We start from the raw sequence: 16,119 nt of genomic DNA on the forward strand, positions 1-16,119 counted from the left end.
CCGTCATGTTTATCTTTTTTTGGCAACTAAAGTAGCGCGTAAAGGAGCCGGATAACCTTCAACTGTCAAATGAATGTTATTTGGGGCCAGAAAATTTGCTAATGATTCAGTTTCCATCCAGGCTGTTTTACGCTGTTCTTCTAGGGTTGTTACTGTTTGATCAACAATATACACATCGCAAAAGCCACATTTTTCTAACCAGATTTTAAGCATTTTTGCTGATGGAATAAAATAGACATTACGCATTTGAGCATAACGATCATTAGGTATTAAGCATTGGTTTTCATCACCGTCAATAACTAAACTTTCAAGTATTAGCTCACCACCAGAAACTAATTGATTTTTTAGTTGATAGAGATGATCTAACGGTGAACGCCGATGATAAAGTACCCCCATTGAGAACACAGTATCAAAGGCAGCAAGTGACGGTAGTTGTTCAATGCCTAGGGGCAATAGATAAGCTTGTTGATTATTACCAATTAATTTACGTACTGCTGCAAACTGACATAAAAATAGTTGGGTGGGATCAATACCGATAACCATTTTCGCGCCTTCACCAACCATTCTCCACATGTGATAGCCATTACCGCAGCCGACATCAAGTACTAATTTATCTGTTAATGGTGAAAGATAAGGTAGGATACGTTGCCATTTCCAGTCCGATCGCCATTCGCAATCAATGTCAATATCGTAAAGGGAAAACGGGCCTTTACGCCAGGGCATCAGGCTTTTTAATAGTTGGGTAATGCGTTGCTTCTCTTTAGGACAAAGTGGGTACTCATTTTTGGCCATAACTGCAGTTTTTAGATCTAAGTCAGTGGGCGTTATGTTGGGCAGATTTTGCACTATTTTTTGCCAACTGTTGAATTGTCCATGTTGCGTTGTTTTTTTCCATTGTTCAATTTGGCATGGTAGTGTTTCTAGCCAGTGGCTTAGCGGCCCGATTGCGATTTGTTGATAAAAATGACCAAAATCTATCATCAATCTTGACCCTTGATAGCGAGTAATGAACCAAAATTAAAACATTGAAACCATAAATCACAATGATCAAACCCGGCAGCACGTAGACGTGCTTTATGGTTGTCAATCGAATCAGGTAACATGGTATTTTCTAGCATATTACGTTTTTGACTTATCTCGAGTTCACTATAACCATTGGCGCGCTTAAAATCATAATGCATATTAAACAGTAAAGACTCAATTTTCTTATCGCTAAAATTAAATTTTTCAGATAACACTAGGACACCACCAGGATTCAGTCCTTGGTAGATACGGTTAATTAATTGCTGTCGAACAGTTGGGGCAATAAATTGTAAGGTAAAATTTAATACCACCATTGAGGCATTTTGGATATTAGTATTGAGAATATCATCCTCAATAATTTCAACCGGCGTATTCGCTTTATAAGCATAAACATATCGCTGGCAACGTTCGATCATAGCGGCAGAATTATCAATAGCAATTATTTTACAATTTTCAGCTTTAATATTACGGCGAATCGATAATGTGGCTGCACCTAATGAGCAACCGAGATCATAAATAGTGCTATTGGCTGTGACAAAACGGGTCGCAAGCATGCCAATCATAGTGATAATATTTGAATAGCCAGGAACTGAGCGCTTGATCATGTCAGGAAAGACTTCGGCAACTTTATCATCAAATTGCCAGTCACCCAAGTTAGCGATAGGGGTAGCAAACAGGGTGTCTTTCTGTTTATTTAAAATATGGCTAGGCATAACTTATGAATCAATTAAATAGCAAACGGTAATTTATTCTAACAGATTTTAAGTTAGTACATACACTAAATCTCATTAACATGGCAAAGCCTTAAGTATGCCCATGTTAATGAAATAAGTATGATATTATAGATCAAACGAGAAAATTTGGATCCAAGGCAAATAATAAATGTTAACCAGGATCATTAAAATCATAGAACTAAAGGTGGTTATTCGACCAAAATAGCGCCAAGTGCGTTCCCTATGTTTTAGACCAAAGTAATGGAGAATTCTGGCAATAATAAAAATTAATCCACAAAGATGAATAGCCCAAACAGGTGCGCCATTCATCTCCATCATTAATAATAACAGCATAGAGATAGGAATATACTCAATTGCATTACCCTGAACGCGTATTGCTATTTGTAATTCACAAAAGCCACCATCACCGTAAGTCACTTGATATTGAGTTCTCAGTTTAATGACTTCCAAAGATAACTTAAGCAATATTAAAGCGCTAAATACAATGTACAGAGAACTAACCATTTTTTTTCCCCAATTTTATTAAGCAAAACAGCGAAATAATGATACATCTCAAAGCTTCAACTGTTACCATAAATATAGTATTTAAATCAATAAAAAGCTCTGCAATTGCGAAAACGGTAAAAGTTATTTATCCAATATGATAAGGCATACTTATTTCCCAATGGAATTTTCTGTATAATAGCGATATTTTTTTATTGCGTTTAAATAAATAGCACTAAAACGATTAGTGCAAGCGACTCTGCAAGTTGAGTATGATGAGTAAAAGGATATCGTATGCGGACAAATTATTGTGGGCAATTAGGTGTTGCTCACGTCGGACAAAAGGTTACTCTCTGTGGCTGGGTGAATCGCCAGCGCAATTTAGGTAAATTAATTTTTGTCGATATGAGAGATCGCGAAGGTTTAGTTCAAGTTGTTTTTCTGCAGGAAAAGCATGCCGAACTTTTTACTCAAGCGTCACAATTACGTAACGAATTTTGTATCCAAATTACCGGTATGGTACGAAAACGTGAACAAATTAATAAAGAAATCCCGACTGGTGAGATTGAAATTGTTGCAGAAGCATTAACAATCATTAATCGTTCTGAACCGTTACCGATAGATAGCAATCAACAAAATTCCGAGGAAATTAGATTAAAATATCGTTATCTTGATTTACGTCGGCCGGAAATGGCAACGCGCTTGAGAGAGCGTGCAAAGATTACCAGTTTTGTGCGTCGTTTTATGGATGCGGAAGGTTTTGTTGATATTGAAACGCCTATTTTGACGAAAGCAACACCGGAGGGGGCGCGTGATTATCTTGTCCCAAGCCGTGTTCATAAAGGCGAATTTTATGCTCTGCCGCAATCACCACAACTTTTTAAACAATTATTGATGATGTCCGGCTTTGATCGTTATTATCAAATAGTGAAATGTTTTCGTGATGAAGACTTACGTGCTGATCGCCAACCTGAATTTACTCAGATAGACGTAGAAACCTCTTTTATGACCGCTGAGCAAGTTCGTGAAGTCATGGAGCGTTTGATCCGTAATTTATGGCAGAAAAATAAAGGTATTGAATTAGGTACTTTTCCAGTCATGACTTTTGCTGAGGCCATGCAGCGTTATGGTTCAGATAAACCAGACTTACGTAATCCTTTAGAATTAATTGATATTGCTGATTTGGTTAACCTAGTCGAATTTAAAGTATTTGCAGAGGCTGCCAATGATCCGAAAGGGCGTGTTGCTGCCCTTTGCGTTCCAGGCGGAGCGACGCTAACGCGTAAACAACTGGATGGTTATGCTGAATTTGTAGCTATCTATGGCGCAAAAGGGTTAGCCTGGATGAAAGTCAATTCACTAGCTGAAAATCAGGCAGATATTCAAAGCCCGATAGCTAAGTTTTTGCCACAACATGTAATTGATAATTTGTTAGCACGTACCCAAGCTAAAGCAGGTGATATTTTGCTATTTGGCGCCGGCAAACAAAATGTGGTCAATGATGCGATGGGAGCGTTACGGTTGAAAGTAGGGCGTGATTTAGCAATTACCCAAAATAACAGTTGGAAACCATTATGGATTATTGATTTCCCCATGTTTGAAGAAGATGAACATGGAGAACTTAATGCCATGCATCATCCTTTTACTGCACCAAAAGATTTTACACCTGAACAATTGCAAGCTAATCCTCTAGCGGCGGTTGCTAATGCCTACGATATGGTCATTAATGGTTATGAAGTAGGTGGTGGCTCAGTGCGTATTCACCATAATAAGATGCAACAAGCTGTTTTCGAAATTCTCAATATTAGCCAAACAGATCAGCAAGACAAATTTGGTTTCTTATTGGAGGCATTGCAATATGGAACGCCACCACACGCTGGTTTAGCATTCGGTTTAGATAGGCTGGTTATGTTGTTAACGGGAACAGAAAATATTCGCGATGTAATTGCGTTTCCTAAAACCACCGCAGCAGCCTGTTTAATGACCGATGCGCCCAGTAAGGCGAATCCGGCCGCATTAGCGGAATTGGCGATAACGGTTGTCGAGAAAATTAAATAAATATTATGCAATATAAACGGCCGGAATCAGTATTAGTTGTCATTTATGTGCAATCAAGTCGCCAAGTACTGATGCTACAGCGGCGTGATGATCCTGATTTTTGGCAATCTGTTACCGGTAGTCTAGAGGATAACGAAACACCAAGAGAAGCAGCATTACGTGAAGTTAAAGAAGAGATAGGTATTGATATTATTAAACAGCATTTATTGTTAGTTGATCTGCAACGCAGTCTCTATTTTGATATTTTTTTAAAATTTCGCCATCGTTATGCGCCGGGTGTAACCCAATGTAAAGAGCATTGGTTTTCTTTGGCTTTGCCGCAAGAGCAAGATTTTTTATTGATAGAACATTTGGCTTTTCGTTGGTTACCTGCTGCCGAAGCTGCGGCATTGACCAAGTCATGGAGTAACCGTCGGGCGATTGAAGAATTTGTTCTAAAATGATTTTTATTGACGTATTTTGGGAGATATTTCATGGCAGGTCATAGTAAATGGGCCAATACCAAACACCGCAAAGCGGCGCAAGACGCTAAACGTGGTAAAATTTTTACTAAAATTATTCGTGAACTGGTAACAGCGGCTCGTTTAGGTGGTGGTGATGCTGCATCAAATCCACGATTGCGTGCGGCGATTGATAAGGCGTTATCTAATAATATGACGCGAGATACCTTAAATCGAGCAATCGCACGTGGTGTCGGTAGTGATGAAAATGATAATCTGGAAACGATTATTTATGAAGGCTATGGCCCAGGCGGTACGGCTGTTATGGTTGAATGCTTAAGCGATAATCGTAATCGTACTGTTTCTGACGTACGCCATGCTTTTACTAAATGCGGTGGTAATTTAGGTACCGATGGCTCTGTGGCTTATTTATTTACCAAACGCGGCGTGATCTCTTATGCGCCAGGCATTGATGAAGATAGCTTGATGGAAGCGGCATTAGAAGCTGGTGCAGATGACGTCGAATCTTATGATGATGGTGCAATCGATATTTATACGACGCTGGAAAACTTTGGTAGCGTAAAAGATGCTTTAGATGCGACAGGTTTTAAGGCTGAAGCTGCTGAAGTGACCATGATCCCGTCAACCAAAGCAAATTTAGATGCTGACACTGCGCCTAAACTTCTGCGTTTAATTGATATGCTGGAAGATTCTGATGATGTACAAGAAGTGTATCATAATGGGGAAATTTCAGATGAAGTTGCGGCTCAGCTATAATTAAATCAACTTTTTATATTAAGAGATAGCATGCTGATTATCAGTATGCTTTTTCTTTGCATGTTTAACCTACTCAGTGAGTCAAGAATATGGCGATTATTCTTGGGATCGATCCTGGTTCTCGTATTACCGGTTATGGTGTTGTTCGTCAACAAGGTCGACAATTGATCTATTTAGGTAGTGGTTGTATACGTACCCAGGTTGACGATCTGCCAACCCGCTTACAACGTATTTATGCTGGTATTATTGAAATTATTACTCAGTATCAACCGGATAGTTTTGCTGTCGAACAGGTGTTTATGGCAAAAAATGCCGATTCTGCTCTAAAATTAGGTCAAGCAAGAGGAGTGGCAATTTTAGCTGCAGTTAATAACCAATTGCCAGTCTTTGAATATGCGGCCAGACAAGTAAAACAATCTGTTGTAGGCACTGGAGCAGCTGAAAAAAAACAGGTTCAGCATATGGTATGTTCAGTATTAAAATTGTCATCGCATCCTCAAGCGGATGCTGCTGATGCTTTAGCTATTGCGATTACGCATTGTCATTTTAATCAAAATTTGGTTCGAATGGGTGATCCTCGTCTATTATTGGCCAAAGGACGATTGCGTTAATAACTGGATATAAATCCAGTATTTTTTTATAATATAAGCATTAACAGAATAACCTAAAAGAGGAAATCGATGTGATTGGTCGCTTGCGAGGCACTATTTTGGAAAAACAACCGCCTATTGTTTTACTCGAACTAAATGGTGTAGGTTATGAAGTTCATATGCCAATGACCTGTTTTTATGAATTACCTGAAATTGGCCAGGAAGTGGTTTTGTTGACTCAATTTATTGTGCGTGAAGATGCGCAGCTTCTCTATGGCTTCAATGATAAGCAAGAAAGGGCATTATTTCGTGAATTAATTAAGGTGAATGGGGTAGGTCCTAAATTAGCCCTGGCCATTTTATCCGGTATGTCGGCTTATCAATTTGTTTCAGCGATAGAACAAGAAGCGATTGCTAGCTTGGTAAAATTACCGGGTGTTGGCAAAAAAACCGCAGAACGGCTGGTGGTTGAAATGAAAGACCGTTTTAAAGGACTTAATGGCGATCTATTTAAACAAAGTGCAATAGATTTACCCGGCTCGTCAGCCGCAAAACAAAATAGTCATGATATTGAAGCAGAGGCAGTTTCTGCATTAATTTCTTTAGGCTATAAACCACAAGATGCGAGCCGTATGATTGGTAGAGTTGCTAATGGGGCTACAAACTGTGAAGCATTGATCCGTGAAGCATTGCGAGCCGCATTATAAATGATAAGTAAGGGACAAATCTATGATTGAGGCTGATCGTTTAGTTTCTGCTGAAAATTTACCTGATGAAGAAGTGATTGATCGCGCTATTAGGCCAAAATTACTTACTGAATATGTCGGCCAGCCTCAGGTATGCCAACAGATGGAAATCTTTATTCAGGCAGCTAAATTACGCGCTGAAGCGCTTGATCATTTGCTGATTTTTGGCCCACCAGGGCTTGGTAAAACGACATTAGCCGGTATTGTAGCAAATGAATTGGGCTCTAATTTACGCACCACTTCTGGCCCGGTGTTGGAAAAAGCGGGCGACTTGGCGGCAATGTTAACCAATTTAGAGCCGAATGATGTACTGTTTATTGATGAAATTCACCGGTTATCACCGGTTGTTGAAGAAATTCTTTACCCGGCAATGGAAGATTACCAATTAGATATCATGATTGGAGAAGGACCTGCTGCTCGTTCGATTAAAATCGATTTACCGCCCTTCACACTAGTAGGTGCAACAACCCGAGCTGGTTCATTGACTTCTCCGCTTAGAGATCGTTTTGGTATTGTCCAGCGGCTAGAATTTTATAATGTTGATGATTTACAAACGATTGTCTTACGTAGCGCTGGTTTTATGGGGTTAGAAATCTCTGATGCCGGCGCGAGACAAATTGCGATGCGCTCACGAGGAACGCCACGAATAACTAATCGTTTGTTGCGGCGAGTAAGAGATTTTGCTCAAGTAAAAGGCAATGGTATTATCGACGGCACAATCGCTGCACAGGCATTAGATATGCTTAATGTTGATACCGCTGGTTTTGACTATCTTGATCGTAAATTATTGATAGCGATTATTGATAAATTTATGGGGGGGCCGGTAGGATTAGACAACGTGGCTGCCGCAATTGGAGAAGAGAGGGAAACTATAGAGGATGTTCTTGAACCTTTTCTTATTCAACAAGGATTTATTCAGCGTACTCCCCGTGGTCGAATAGCGACTGATCATGCTTATCGCCATTTTGGGCTTAATAAAGATCATGATGATGTTGGCTAGGATTATTAATGAGTATAAATTTGTGGCTTGGAACTTTTTAATATAATTATGCTAATTATTTTTAAAGCAGCTTAACCTTTGGTAAAGCTGTTATTAATAATAAACAACTAAAAGATAATTTATTGCTAATTATCATTTTTATTTTGATGAATTATTTTTATTTTCAATGAATTGGTTATTTAATTAAAGTATTATTAATATAAATTAGTGATATTTAATTCTCAAGTGATAGAAACTATTTAACATCAATGTAATTTATAATTAATTATTTTTTATTAATTAATTATATTATTTTTATTGATATTATAGTCGTTATTAAATGATAATTTTACGGTAGTTTTCATTATGTCTACTAACTATTTTTTAATAAATAAAATTAGCTAATTACGGAATAAACAGAATGAAAATAAAATTATCATTTGCAATGTTATCACTAGCAATATTAGTATTAATTAGTGTTATAAGTTTTGCTAACGCTAATACTCTCCCCAATCCTATGCATGGTTATATCGATTTTCCTTCGAGCCGCGCTTATCTTTGTTCATTAGGTAAAAACGGTAATTGTGGTCAGGTTATGGTTGAACCACAATCGGTAGAAGGTCGGAAAGGTTTTCCTCGCCGTGGACCCGCTGATGGAAAAATCGCAAGTGCTGGACATCGTTGGTTTGGTGAGTTAGATGAGCAGAGTGCAACTCGTTGGACTAAGGTTGATGTTTCACCCGGTAAAAATACCTTTCATTGGACGTTGACTGCGCCGCATAGAACGACGGGTTGGGAGTATTTCATCACTAAACAAGATTGGGATCCTAATGCGCCTTTAGTTGCCATTATTAATTATCATTAAAAATCAATGTGATAAAACAAAATTATCACTATAAGTCACTATTCATCCATTAAAATTTAAATCTCAATCCAACTATTATTTCTATCATCTTGATATTTTGCTGTCATTGTGGCCGACTTATGTCCTAGTAGCTTTTGCGCAAAATTGCTACCCATTGTTTCAGTGTAGAGTCTAGCAGATAAGCTTCTAATTTCATGAAAAGAGGGTGGCTCACCTACCCAATTTAATTGAGAAATATCTCTGAACCTTCTAAATTCTTTTGATATTCTTTCTACAGTAATTTTATTTCCATTATTATTAATGACAAACTCTGAATTATTTACACAATCTGCAATAGTCTTTGATAATTTAATTCCGTAAAGTTCAATATCAAGAGGGATTGCTATTTTTGATCCTGTTTTTTGTTGGATTATCCATAATTTCCCATCATGAATATCTTTATATTTTATTTTAGAGACATCAGATACTCTTTGCCCTGTAACAAGCGCTAATTTCATAGCATGAGTTAACCAATGATGGCCATTATTTATTAAACCTAAAATAGTATTAAAATCTTCTAAAGATAATCTTGCTCTTTGAATTTTTATTTTTGGCGTCTTTGTTGATGTCACTGGATTTATTTGTATTAGTCCTAATGATATTGCTTCTCTAAAACAATCATTTAATAAACTGCGCATTAGTTTCGCAGTTGTTATTCTTTCTTCATTAATTGATAACTGAAGAAAATCCGCAATCTCTTTTGTGGTTATGTTTTGAATCGGCGCATTAACAAATCCTTTTCTGATCACACCTATTCTTTGCTTATAGTCTTTTAATGTTTTCTCTCTTAATCCTCTTGTTTTCAATATTTCTTCATATCTATCTAAAAACTCATGGAAATAGACACTTCCTTGTCCATCTATCCTTTCTGTCAGTGGCTTAACTTTCTCTGTATTAAGTAATAATTGATTAGCACTGATAGCCTCGTTAATTGCATAGGCTTTGTTTCTACCCAAACCGTATTCTTTACGAGTACGTGGGTCTCTATAGGAATAATACCCGTTTCTTTTGTATAGGTTAGGGGGCAAATCCCGATTTTTTATTTTTCTGATTCTGGTCATGACCTATCCTTTGCAACAACATACTTTTATGACTAACCTGGTTAACGCCGTTAACTTTGATTGCATACTCTTCAACTAAATATTCCCTGCCATCCTTGATCGGGGGAGGCTGGATTAACCCATTTCTAACCCATCCCCTGACAGTGTCCATTCTTCTTGGCCTATCCCTCCTTGAATTCCATTCCGCTAAAGTAATCATGTTTATTTATCCTCATTCAAAAACTCACACTATTCTCAGGCGCTTCATTGCCCCATAGATCCCAGCCCTGCACTTTGTCACGAGCAAAAAGTTCGATACGTTTCACCTCACCGTAAAGTTTCTCTAATCGGTAATGGACTTCTTTTGGTTTTTGGCTATGTTCACCGAGACAGGCGTAGATAACTTGTTTGATGGAAGCGTCCTTGCGTTCTAGTCCTTTTCCCTTGATGGCAATTAAGCAATCTTCTGAATTACTGCGGGTGTAGTTACCGCCATTCATGCGTGTTTCAGCATTGAGTAATGTCAGAAAGTCATCAGCATCAGATAGCTCAGCTTTTTTGATAGCTTTGGAGATCCGCTCTTTGGCTAACTTATTGAGCTTGACCCAGGTAAATCCCTTCATGGTTTTGACTTTAAATCCCCATGCTTCCGCCAACCGGATAGCTTCCAGCGCAAAGTTACCCGTATACCACATGCAGAGTACGGAGTTATCATTAACGATGGTTTCTATAGGTAGTCGAGTAAGGGAGTAAAAGTCAGTGGTGTTGTAGTGATTGTGTGCTGCGCCGTTTGATGCTTTGTTTTGGTATTGCCAGGGTGGGTCTGCGAGTATCAGGTCATACTTCACGTCATCTCCTAAACATACCCGCTTTTACTTTTATGCAAGTCGTCTATTTTTTCTAACACAGTGATTTTATTACCGCCATTTCCGGTTAATGTTCCGTTTTCTCCTTCAATCTAATTATTTTCATCCTTTCACCATGATAAATAACCTGCATCCCTACTTTGACATGGTGTAACGTTGTTCGGTATTCATGGATGTTATTCATACAGTTACTCCCATTACCAATCAAATGATTACCATTCTGATCAAAATTTGATCAACTTCAGTTAATTATGATATATTCATGCCGTTGTGTGTTCGTAACCACAACATTTCCCTAATATTTCCCTAATATTGCCAGCCTTGCGCTGGTCTTTTTTTGAGTGATTCAGAAATACCAAATAGTGGTCAATCTCTAGTGAATACGTTGGCTATTAGCAAATAACGATTTCAGATTGATACCGTATACCTGTAGCCATGATTCAGCTGGCCATGACTTAACCTGACCATAACGAATATCAGGCACTTCGGTTGCTTCCATCTGGTTCTCACGGCACCATCTGCGAAGTGGGGCAAATTTGTATTCTTTCCCTGTGGCATTCTTTACAGCTGTGATGGTGGCATGTTTAACACTTTCTCCCAATCGTTCTGTCAGTTCCCGATTTTTACGGGTAGCAACGCTGAGTTTACCCATTGCAGAAGCTTCACGAGTGCGGCTGATTTGTGATTTTGTTCTAATAGCTTCATCACGCTCACTGCTTATTTTTTCCACTTGCTCGGTATAGCTAATCAGCACTTTTCGTAATTGTGCAGGATTATCTAACCAGTCTGTTGTTGGGGTGACAGGAGCTAATTTTCCTGTTTTGTAATCCAGGAAGGTTTGATTAACCATCAATCTGAATCTTGGCGAAATCCAGCCAGCATACTCAATGGCTAACAGCTCATGAGCAAAAGTGCCTGGATTTATGCCGCCTTTTTGAACTTTGATTACTTCTTGACCTAAGGCGGAATTCTGCCTTAGCTCTTCAATTAACTCTTTGGCTTGTTTTGTCTCAAGCCATGTTTTAGGGCGTTTAGCATCTTTGCCGCCACTGGCTTTATGTAACGCATTCAGGTTGAAACGACCATCTGAGTCTGTCGTGATTTCTACGCCAGCAATGATAGGGTAATGTTCATTTGTTAAATTTCGCATATAGTTATCCTTCAATATTAAAATTGATGAATGGGTATTAATTAAGTGGAATAGATTAGGTGGGTAATGGACTTCTTGTTCTGTAACTATTTCTTCAATGTGTCGAGGAATACCCCCAAATAAACCATAAGAGCTGGCACTAGCATGATGCCAATAACCAGTAGCTCTTGTCCGCCTAATTGAATATTGCCTAATTCGCCACGTTTAAACCTGATTTGTGGGTCAATGACGGTATCGGCGTGCGCAATGTGACCAACTATCAGTTCGAAAGCAAATGCTGCACTGATAAACAATAATGTCGTGATTAATAGTTTGATGATGTTAAGTTTCATGGTTGAACCTTTTAAAATTGGCTTATTTCTTAACGCAAATCGCTTTGGCGTTGATATCCTTGAACGTTTCAAACTCACGCTCAAACTGCTTAGCGGCGAATTGGCACATATTTTCAGTGTCAAATTCTTGAGTATGAACACTTGCAAAGTTACTTGATGCGTAAGGGCTGGCGTACATGGCCAAGATTAAAATCCACATGCTGGTTTCTCCTGTGTCTAAAGGGATGTCATCATCAAAATCAGGCTCAATAACAGGGTTATTGTTTGGCTGGCTTGTCGTTGGCATATTGAGTTTACCCTGGCTTTCCTGCGGTTTCTCTCTTTCCTATTTCCCAATATTTCAACGTCATTGACCAGAAATTCCGGTGATATCCTTTGCTGACCGGATTTGTCTGTCCATTTATTTTCCTGATAGGCAGCAGTAATACGAACAAAAGTACCTTTTTGTGCATAATTATTGATATATTCCGCTATTTGCTTAAATGCCTTGCAGTTTATCCATGTTGTGTCATCAATCCATTGACCGCTGTTGTCTTTTCTTGATTTGCTGATAGCGATTGAGAATGCCGTGATGGGAATTTTATCTTGGGTATAGCGGATTTCTAATTTGCCGATGCGTCCGGTAAAGTTACACTGGTTCTGGTTTGCCATGGGGTCTCCACATATTGATTAATTTTGTTGATTTCTGATTTCAGCTTTTCGATAAATACTTGAACGGCTTGTTCAATTTCGTTAACTAAATCATCATCCTTGATAATTCGGATTTTATAGTAGGCAAGGTTAGGGAAGTCTGTCATCATAGCTGACAAAATCGCACCAATTTCTGCCTGTACACATCATTGCCCATGCATTTGTAACAGGTATTCATATTTGGGTTTCCCTGTGAGAATGGTTTCAATGTGGGTAGTGGTGTTAGGGCATTTTATTTCGATAAGTCCATCATCATTAACCAAGCCATCAGGACTTGCCCCAAATAGCGCAATAGACGGGTGGGGAATAAAGCCCACTTCGGTGACCGTGACATCAAACTCATTGAGGCAATATCGCGCTCTGGCTTGTGGTTCAAGGGCAATGCCTCGTTCAATGGCCTGATTAGTTTTTATGTCTTCCCTTTGTCCGGTAAGTGTTTCACAGACTAACTGCATGAGGTAGTTTCGTTGCGTTGTTCCCCTGCCTTTGGATAACACCTTGTGTAAATTGCTGGCGGTGACTTTCCCAAGTCTTGCCTGAAACCACTCGTCCGTTTTCTGCTTCATGATTAACCTCGTTTTTAATTAAATCTTTATTTTCTTCGCCAATAATTCCTTTCTCTTCTGGTGTTAACTGTTCCCAATGGGATTTCATTGATTCAATGCCACCTTTTGCTGCGGTTTTTAAATCACGAATTAACTGCTCATAACGGGCTTTTTGTTGTGCTTGTTCTTGCTGTATCACAACTTTTTCCTGTTCGGGCAAATCTTCACCTGCATAGATATAAAACCCTAATCCAAACATCGAAATCGCTTTAGTCAGACAGCGCATCAGTGCTTTGTTGATATCAAAGGCGTTAGGGCTAGAAATGGCCTGATTTCTTTTATCCATCACCGGTAGCCACATTTTGCGGGGAAATTCGTTATCGCCTTGTTTAACCGTGAGTGTTAATGAGACCATGGCACTGCCATCATTGTTGTAGCTAACGGCATCAATGACATAGTAGGATTCTGGGTAGTGCGCCATCAATACGCCCCACGCCCAAGCCCATGAGAGATAAGAGAGGCCGAGTTTCTTTTCAACTTTATCGTTAACGTTAATCGCCGACAGCGTTTCCCAAACCTGTTGTTGAAAACTTTTTTCATTTTCGGTATGTTGTGTTTCGCTCATAGATATTTCCTCTTAGGCGCTCGAAGTGCTTTGTACTGATGGATGTTCTCATTTTTGAAATGGTCAAACAGTGCCTTCCAGATATCGTCAAAATCCTCGTGATTAAGTTTTCGCATCACTGAGGAAGGTAGGCAGTCATAAATAGGCTGGACTAGTTCGCTGATTTCATCGTCCAGCCTGTCTTCCCAATAAGCAATTTCTTGCTGTTGTTCGTACCAGTAATCTTGCATGGCGTAAGGATTCATTTGACCTCCTTGAGCTGGAATAGCATCCTGTTTTTTCTGGCTTTAATCTCTTCGAGTAATAACTCGATTTCATTTTGTGAAAAGGATGAATCCAGTAGCAGGATGGTAATTTTTTCTTTAAGATGGCGTTTCTTCACTGTTTCTGATTTAAGTGGCATGATGATTTTTCCCATAAGCCTTTAGTTGCAATGATAAAGCGATGAGCCATATATCTTGTCGATGGGTATCAATCGCTAACTTTGCAGCCTGTCTTGCCAGTGCTAGCAAGATATTGTCTTTGTTCATCGTTACTCCTTATGCCACCTGACTATATTTGTCGTGAGTGAATTCACCATTCCAGTCTTTCTTCATCGGTAGCTTACTTTTGAGGTATTGGTTATATAGCCATGAAGCTCCCTTTTTTAGTAGCACGATTTTGTAACACTGACGTTGCCCATAATCGTTTGTCATGATGAAGGGGGATTCGGTTAGATACGTATCTCTCGCATAGGAATGCACACGCCAGACATGAGCCTTGCTGATATCCTTTTCTGCATCGTAGAGAAAATGCCGCGATTCTAGAAATAAATTGACTTGGTTAATATTTACGCCATTAAGCTGCTTGCAAAACTGAACGGGTGTCATACCAACTTGGAATAGATTTTTTAAGCAATCAATTTCTGTTTTTTGCTCTTTGTTAACTAATGACAAATGTTGAACTTTCTCTGCCATTTCAGCAGCAAGCCGTAGTGCATCAGGAAGTGTTTGTGGAATAACATGTGTAGCCGTTTTTGCCTGTCTCTCACATTCAATAAAATACTGTCTGGCATGTTTGCCTTTTTCGTTACGCTCTACCATTGATAGCTCTTTCGCCATATCGAGGGAAATGTGGTATTCCTTTGCTGGACGCCCGCCATTTGGGGTTTTTCCTAAAATTACGATAAAGTCCTGACTCTCAATAAAAGCGTATTGTTGAATGCGATCTTTTATCCAGTCTGCAAACTTCTGTTTACTTTCCAAAAACGCATGTAGATCACGAGCATTTACCGTCTGGATTAATTCGCCGTTGATGTTTTTTGTTTCGATAGTGATTAGTTGATGTAATTTAGACATAAAAATATTTCTCCGTAGTTAAACTAATTAAGCTATTAACGTGAAAGATTTTGCAGATCGAACCCTAAACCCGTTATACTTAACCAAAAGGAGGATCCCCTATGGGTCAGGTTGCATTTGATACACAAGAATTTGTCGAAACATTAGAGAATGCAGGTTTGCCAAAAGAGCAGGCAAAAGCCATTTCTATTGCTGTACGTAAGTCACATGAGGTTGCTGATGTAGCCACCAAGCAAGATATTGCAGAAGTAAATCGCAATATTGCTGATGTTCGTAAAGACTTATCTGCTGAAATCGCTGATGTTCGCAAAGATATGGAATTAGTCCGCAAAGATTTATCTTCTGACATAGCCTTAATTCGCAAAGATGTTGAACATATTGCTACTGGACTGCTTTTAAAGCTCGGTAGTGTGATAGTTTTGACTATTAGTGCTGCAACAGCAATAATAAAATTCTTTTAATTCTTGTACTATAATTACCATTGGGTTGTGAGCTTAATGGTATAGCAGAGGATTTAATTCTTTGGTTGTAGGTTCAAATCTTGCACAGTCCGCCAATTTCACTGTATATCTTCATCAGTCTGTGATTCTCTTTCTTAAGACGATCATTTTCATTTGTTAAGCACTGTATGATTGTCTTAAAAGTGCGTACTTCTCTGTCATCATCATCACGAATATCAATACTGCTTAAGTATATTGAATCGCTCAAATCACTGCTACCATTAGTCACGCCAACCAGATTACCCATATTGGGATGTTTTGCCGTTACAATGCGTGGATTGTCCAGTCTCATTATGTATA

At 38.8% G+C, this 16,119-nt stretch carries 26 protein-coding genes; 8 read left to right on the forward strand and 18 right to left on the reverse strand.

Features of this window, described 5'->3' with window-relative positions:
- Window positions 1-9: 9 nt before the first annotated feature.
- From cmoB to ArsFIN_RS08180, 3 genes are all read right to left on the reverse strand, one after another.
- Window positions 10-981, reverse strand: a complete 972-nt coding sequence (cmoB, locus tag ArsFIN_RS08170) for a tRNA 5-methoxyuridine(34)/uridine 5-oxyacetic acid(34) synthase CmoB (protein WP_026823371.1) — start codon at window positions 979-981, stop codon at window positions 10-12.
- A complete protein-coding gene (gene cmoA, locus ArsFIN_RS08175; RefSeq protein ID WP_026823372.1) occupies window positions 981-1,736 on the reverse strand; it encodes a carboxy-S-adenosyl-L-methionine synthase CmoA in 756 nt (251 codons plus the stop codon). Before cmoA ends, cmoB begins: the two co-directional genes overlap by 1 nt.
- A gap of 126 nt (window positions 1,737-1,862) precedes the next feature.
- Window positions 1,863-2,261: an MAPEG family protein gene (locus ArsFIN_RS08180; protein ID WP_026823373.1), complete on the reverse strand. Its 399-nt coding sequence runs from the start codon at window positions 2,259-2,261 to the stop codon at window positions 1,863-1,865.
- 273 nt (window positions 2,262-2,534) lie between these two features.
- Between ArsFIN_RS08180 and aspS the strand changes: the two genes are divergently transcribed.
- The 7 genes from aspS (at window position 2,535) to ArsFIN_RS08215 (ending at window position 8,695) form a co-directional block, all read left to right on the forward strand.
- Entirely contained in the window at window positions 2,535-4,298 is a 1,764-nt protein-coding gene (gene aspS / locus ArsFIN_RS08185) for an aspartate--tRNA ligase (protein WP_026823374.1), read from the forward strand.
- 5 nt (window positions 4,299-4,303) lie between these two features.
- On the forward strand, window positions 4,304-4,741 hold the full coding sequence (gene nudB, locus ArsFIN_RS08190; protein ID WP_026823375.1) for a dihydroneopterin triphosphate diphosphatase: 438 nt from the start codon (window positions 4,304-4,306) through the stop codon (window positions 4,739-4,741).
- A 30-nt stretch (window positions 4,742-4,771) separates the two neighbouring features.
- The gene (locus ArsFIN_RS08195; RefSeq protein WP_026823376.1) at window positions 4,772-5,515 is read left to right on the forward strand and encodes a YebC/PmpR family DNA-binding transcriptional regulator; all 744 of its coding nucleotides are present in this window, start codon (window positions 4,772-4,774) and stop codon (window positions 5,513-5,515) included.
- 89 nt (window positions 5,516-5,604) lie between these two features.
- On the forward strand, window positions 5,605-6,126 hold the full coding sequence (gene ruvC, locus ArsFIN_RS08200; RefSeq protein ID WP_026823377.1) for a crossover junction endodeoxyribonuclease RuvC: 522 nt from the start codon (window positions 5,605-5,607) through the stop codon (window positions 6,124-6,126).
- Window positions 6,127-6,197: 71 nt separating this feature from the next.
- On the forward strand, window positions 6,198-6,812 hold the full coding sequence (gene ruvA, locus ArsFIN_RS08205; RefSeq protein WP_026823378.1) for a Holliday junction branch migration protein RuvA: 615 nt from the start codon (window positions 6,198-6,200) through the stop codon (window positions 6,810-6,812).
- A 22-nt stretch (window positions 6,813-6,834) separates the two neighbouring features.
- The gene (gene ruvB, locus ArsFIN_RS08210) at window positions 6,835-7,851 is read left to right on the forward strand and encodes a Holliday junction branch migration DNA helicase RuvB (protein ID WP_026823379.1); all 1,017 of its coding nucleotides are present in this window, start codon (window positions 6,835-6,837) and stop codon (window positions 7,849-7,851) included.
- 400 nt (window positions 7,852-8,251) lie between these two features.
- Window positions 8,252-8,695, forward strand: coding sequence for a lytic polysaccharide monooxygenase (locus tag ArsFIN_RS08215; protein ID WP_051297072.1), 444 nt, complete (start codon window positions 8,252-8,254; stop codon window positions 8,693-8,695).
- A gap of 56 nt (window positions 8,696-8,751) precedes the next feature.
- On the opposite strand, the gene ArsFIN_RS08220 is transcribed toward ArsFIN_RS08215, so the two are convergent.
- From ArsFIN_RS08220 to ArsFIN_RS27385, 14 genes are all read right to left on the reverse strand, one after another.
- A complete protein-coding gene (locus tag ArsFIN_RS08220) occupies window positions 8,752-9,795 on the reverse strand; it encodes a tyrosine-type recombinase/integrase (protein ID WP_026823380.1) in 1,044 nt (347 codons plus the stop codon).
- Window positions 9,752-9,994, reverse strand: coding sequence for an excisionase (locus ArsFIN_RS08225; protein WP_051297073.1), 243 nt, complete (start codon window positions 9,992-9,994; stop codon window positions 9,752-9,754). The genes ArsFIN_RS08220 and ArsFIN_RS08225 overlap by 44 nt, the downstream gene beginning before the upstream one ends.
- A 16-nt stretch (window positions 9,995-10,010) precedes the next feature.
- Window positions 10,011-10,622: an MT-A70 family methyltransferase gene (locus ArsFIN_RS08230; RefSeq protein ID WP_135677601.1), complete on the reverse strand. Its 612-nt coding sequence runs from the start codon at window positions 10,620-10,622 to the stop codon at window positions 10,011-10,013.
- Window positions 10,623-11,013: 391 nt separating this feature from the next.
- The gene (locus ArsFIN_RS27375; protein ID WP_246067207.1) at window positions 11,014-11,790 is read right to left on the reverse strand and encodes a KilA-N domain-containing protein; all 777 of its coding nucleotides are present in this window, start codon (window positions 11,788-11,790) and stop codon (window positions 11,014-11,016) included.
- Window positions 11,791-11,876: 86 nt separating this feature from the next.
- Complete coding sequence (locus tag ArsFIN_RS08245) at window positions 11,877-12,122, reverse strand: hypothetical protein (protein WP_034250100.1); 246 nt, start codon at window positions 12,120-12,122, stop codon at window positions 11,877-11,879.
- Window positions 12,123-12,144: 22 nt separating this feature from the next.
- Window positions 12,145-12,321: a hypothetical protein gene (locus tag ArsFIN_RS08250; RefSeq protein ID WP_167876650.1), complete on the reverse strand. Its 177-nt coding sequence runs from the start codon at window positions 12,319-12,321 to the stop codon at window positions 12,145-12,147.
- Between the two features lie 17 nt (window positions 12,322-12,338).
- On the reverse strand, window positions 12,339-12,773 hold the full coding sequence (locus ArsFIN_RS08255) for a single-stranded DNA-binding protein (RefSeq protein WP_135677623.1): 435 nt from the start codon (window positions 12,771-12,773) through the stop codon (window positions 12,339-12,341).
- Window positions 12,725-12,922 carry a hypothetical protein gene (locus tag ArsFIN_RS28570; RefSeq protein WP_338023342.1) on the reverse strand — a complete coding sequence of 66 codons (198 nt, stop codon included), beginning with the start codon at window positions 12,920-12,922 and terminating at the stop codon, window positions 12,725-12,727. The genes ArsFIN_RS08255 and ArsFIN_RS28570 overlap by 49 nt, the downstream gene beginning before the upstream one ends.
- Window positions 12,923-12,958: 36 nt before the next feature.
- Complete coding sequence (locus ArsFIN_RS28575; protein WP_338023343.1) at window positions 12,959-13,309, reverse strand: YqaJ viral recombinase family protein; 351 nt, start codon at window positions 13,307-13,309, stop codon at window positions 12,959-12,961.
- Window positions 13,251-13,982, reverse strand: a complete 732-nt coding sequence (locus ArsFIN_RS28580) for a Sak single strand annealing protein (protein WP_071846913.1) — start codon at window positions 13,980-13,982, stop codon at window positions 13,251-13,253. Before ArsFIN_RS28580 ends, ArsFIN_RS28575 begins: the two co-directional genes overlap by 59 nt.
- The gene (locus tag ArsFIN_RS08270; protein ID WP_026824022.1) at window positions 13,979-14,227 is read right to left on the reverse strand and encodes a hypothetical protein; all 249 of its coding nucleotides are present in this window, start codon (window positions 14,225-14,227) and stop codon (window positions 13,979-13,981) included. Before ArsFIN_RS08270 ends, ArsFIN_RS28580 begins: the two co-directional genes overlap by 4 nt.
- On the reverse strand, window positions 14,224-14,385 hold the full coding sequence (locus ArsFIN_RS26275) for a hypothetical protein (protein ID WP_155847026.1): 162 nt from the start codon (window positions 14,383-14,385) through the stop codon (window positions 14,224-14,226). Before ArsFIN_RS26275 ends, ArsFIN_RS08270 begins: the two co-directional genes overlap by 4 nt.
- Window positions 14,375-14,512 carry a hypothetical protein gene (locus ArsFIN_RS26280; protein ID WP_155847027.1) on the reverse strand — a complete coding sequence of 46 codons (138 nt, stop codon included), beginning with the start codon at window positions 14,510-14,512 and terminating at the stop codon, window positions 14,375-14,377. Before ArsFIN_RS26280 ends, ArsFIN_RS26275 begins: the two co-directional genes overlap by 11 nt.
- A gap of 9 nt (window positions 14,513-14,521) precedes the next feature.
- Complete coding sequence (locus tag ArsFIN_RS27385; protein ID WP_246067391.1) at window positions 14,522-15,319, reverse strand: antA/AntB antirepressor family protein; 798 nt, start codon at window positions 15,317-15,319, stop codon at window positions 14,522-14,524.
- Between the two features lie 101 nt (window positions 15,320-15,420).
- On the opposite strand from ArsFIN_RS27385, the gene ArsFIN_RS08285 reads away from it, so the two are divergent.
- Window positions 15,421-15,780, forward strand: a complete 360-nt coding sequence (locus tag ArsFIN_RS08285) for a CCDC90 family protein (RefSeq protein WP_026824221.1) — start codon at window positions 15,421-15,423, stop codon at window positions 15,778-15,780.
- 73 nt (window positions 15,781-15,853) lie between these two features.
- On the opposite strand, the gene ArsFIN_RS08290 is transcribed toward ArsFIN_RS08285, so the two are convergent.
- Window positions 15,854-16,111: a hypothetical protein gene (locus tag ArsFIN_RS08290; protein WP_135677624.1), complete on the reverse strand. Its 258-nt coding sequence runs from the start codon at window positions 16,109-16,111 to the stop codon at window positions 15,854-15,856.
- Window positions 16,112-16,119 lie beyond the last annotated feature (8 nt).

It is taken from the genome of Arsenophonus nasoniae, from assembly GCF_004768525.1.
GTDB classification, from domain to species: domain Bacteria; phylum Pseudomonadota; class Gammaproteobacteria; order Enterobacterales; family Enterobacteriaceae; genus Arsenophonus; species Arsenophonus nasoniae.

Excerpts from the sequence above, each read along its gene's own strand:
- ruvC (WP_026823377.1), top strand. The coding sequence starts at position 5,605 with ATGGCGATTATTCTTGGGATCGATCCTGGTTCTCGTATTACCGGTTAT.
- ArsFIN_RS26275 (WP_155847026.1), bottom strand. The coding sequence starts at position 14,385 with ATGCCACTTAAATCAGAAACAGTGAAGAAACGCCATCTTAAAGAAAAA.
- ArsFIN_RS08195 (WP_026823376.1), top strand. The coding sequence starts at position 4,772 with ATGGCAGGTCATAGTAAATGGGCCAATACCAAACACCGCAAAGCGGCG.
- ArsFIN_RS28580 (WP_071846913.1), bottom strand. The coding sequence starts at position 13,982 with ATGAGCGAAACACAACATACCGAAAATGAAAAAAGTTTTCAACAACAG.
- ruvB (WP_026823379.1), top strand. The coding sequence starts at position 6,835 with ATGATTGAGGCTGATCGTTTAGTTTCTGCTGAAAATTTACCTGATGAA.
- cmoA (WP_026823372.1), bottom strand. The coding sequence starts at position 1,736 with ATGCCTAGCCATATTTTAAATAAACAGAAAGACACCCTGTTTGCTACC.
- ArsFIN_RS26280 (WP_155847027.1), bottom strand. The coding sequence starts at position 14,512 with ATGAACAAAGACAATATCTTGCTAGCACTGGCAAGACAGGCTGCAAAG.
- ArsFIN_RS08180 (WP_026823373.1), bottom strand. The coding sequence starts at position 2,261 with ATGGTTAGTTCTCTGTACATTGTATTTAGCGCTTTAATATTGCTTAAG.
- ArsFIN_RS08290 (WP_135677624.1), bottom strand. The coding sequence starts at position 16,111 with ATGAGACTGGACAATCCACGCATTGTAACGGCAAAACATCCCAATATG.
- ArsFIN_RS28570 (WP_338023342.1), bottom strand. The coding sequence starts at position 12,922 with ATGATGACAGACTTCCCTAACCTTGCCTACTATAAAATCCGAATTATC.
- aspS (WP_026823374.1), top strand. The coding sequence starts at position 2,535 with ATGCGGACAAATTATTGTGGGCAATTAGGTGTTGCTCACGTCGGACAA.
- cmoB (WP_026823371.1), bottom strand. The coding sequence starts at position 981 with ATGATAGATTTTGGTCATTTTTATCAACAAATCGCAATCGGGCCGCTA.
- nudB (WP_026823375.1), top strand. The coding sequence starts at position 4,304 with ATGCAATATAAACGGCCGGAATCAGTATTAGTTGTCATTTATGTGCAA.
- ArsFIN_RS27385 (WP_246067391.1), bottom strand. The coding sequence starts at position 15,319 with ATGTCTAAATTACATCAACTAATCACTATCGAAACAAAAAACATCAAC.
- ArsFIN_RS08215 (WP_051297072.1), top strand. The coding sequence starts at position 8,252 with ATGAAAATAAAATTATCATTTGCAATGTTATCACTAGCAATATTAGTA.
- ArsFIN_RS08255 (WP_135677623.1), bottom strand. The coding sequence starts at position 12,773 with ATGGCAAACCAGAACCAGTGTAACTTTACCGGACGCATCGGCAAATTA.
- ArsFIN_RS08225 (WP_051297073.1), bottom strand. The coding sequence starts at position 9,994 with ATGATTACTTTAGCGGAATGGAATTCAAGGAGGGATAGGCCAAGAAGA.
- ArsFIN_RS27375 (WP_246067207.1), bottom strand. The coding sequence starts at position 11,790 with ATGCGAAATTTAACAAATGAACATTACCCTATCATTGCTGGCGTAGAA.
- ArsFIN_RS08245 (WP_034250100.1), bottom strand. The coding sequence starts at position 12,122 with ATGAAACTTAACATCATCAAACTATTAATCACGACATTATTGTTTATC.
- ArsFIN_RS08220 (WP_026823380.1), bottom strand. The coding sequence starts at position 9,795 with ATGACCAGAATCAGAAAAATAAAAAATCGGGATTTGCCCCCTAACCTA.
- ArsFIN_RS08270 (WP_026824022.1), bottom strand. The coding sequence starts at position 14,227 with ATGAATCCTTACGCCATGCAAGATTACTGGTACGAACAACAGCAAGAA.
- ArsFIN_RS08250 (WP_167876650.1), bottom strand. The coding sequence starts at position 12,321 with ATGTGGATTTTAATCTTGGCCATGTACGCCAGCCCTTACGCATCAAGT.
- ArsFIN_RS08285 (WP_026824221.1), top strand. The coding sequence starts at position 15,421 with ATGGGTCAGGTTGCATTTGATACACAAGAATTTGTCGAAACATTAGAG.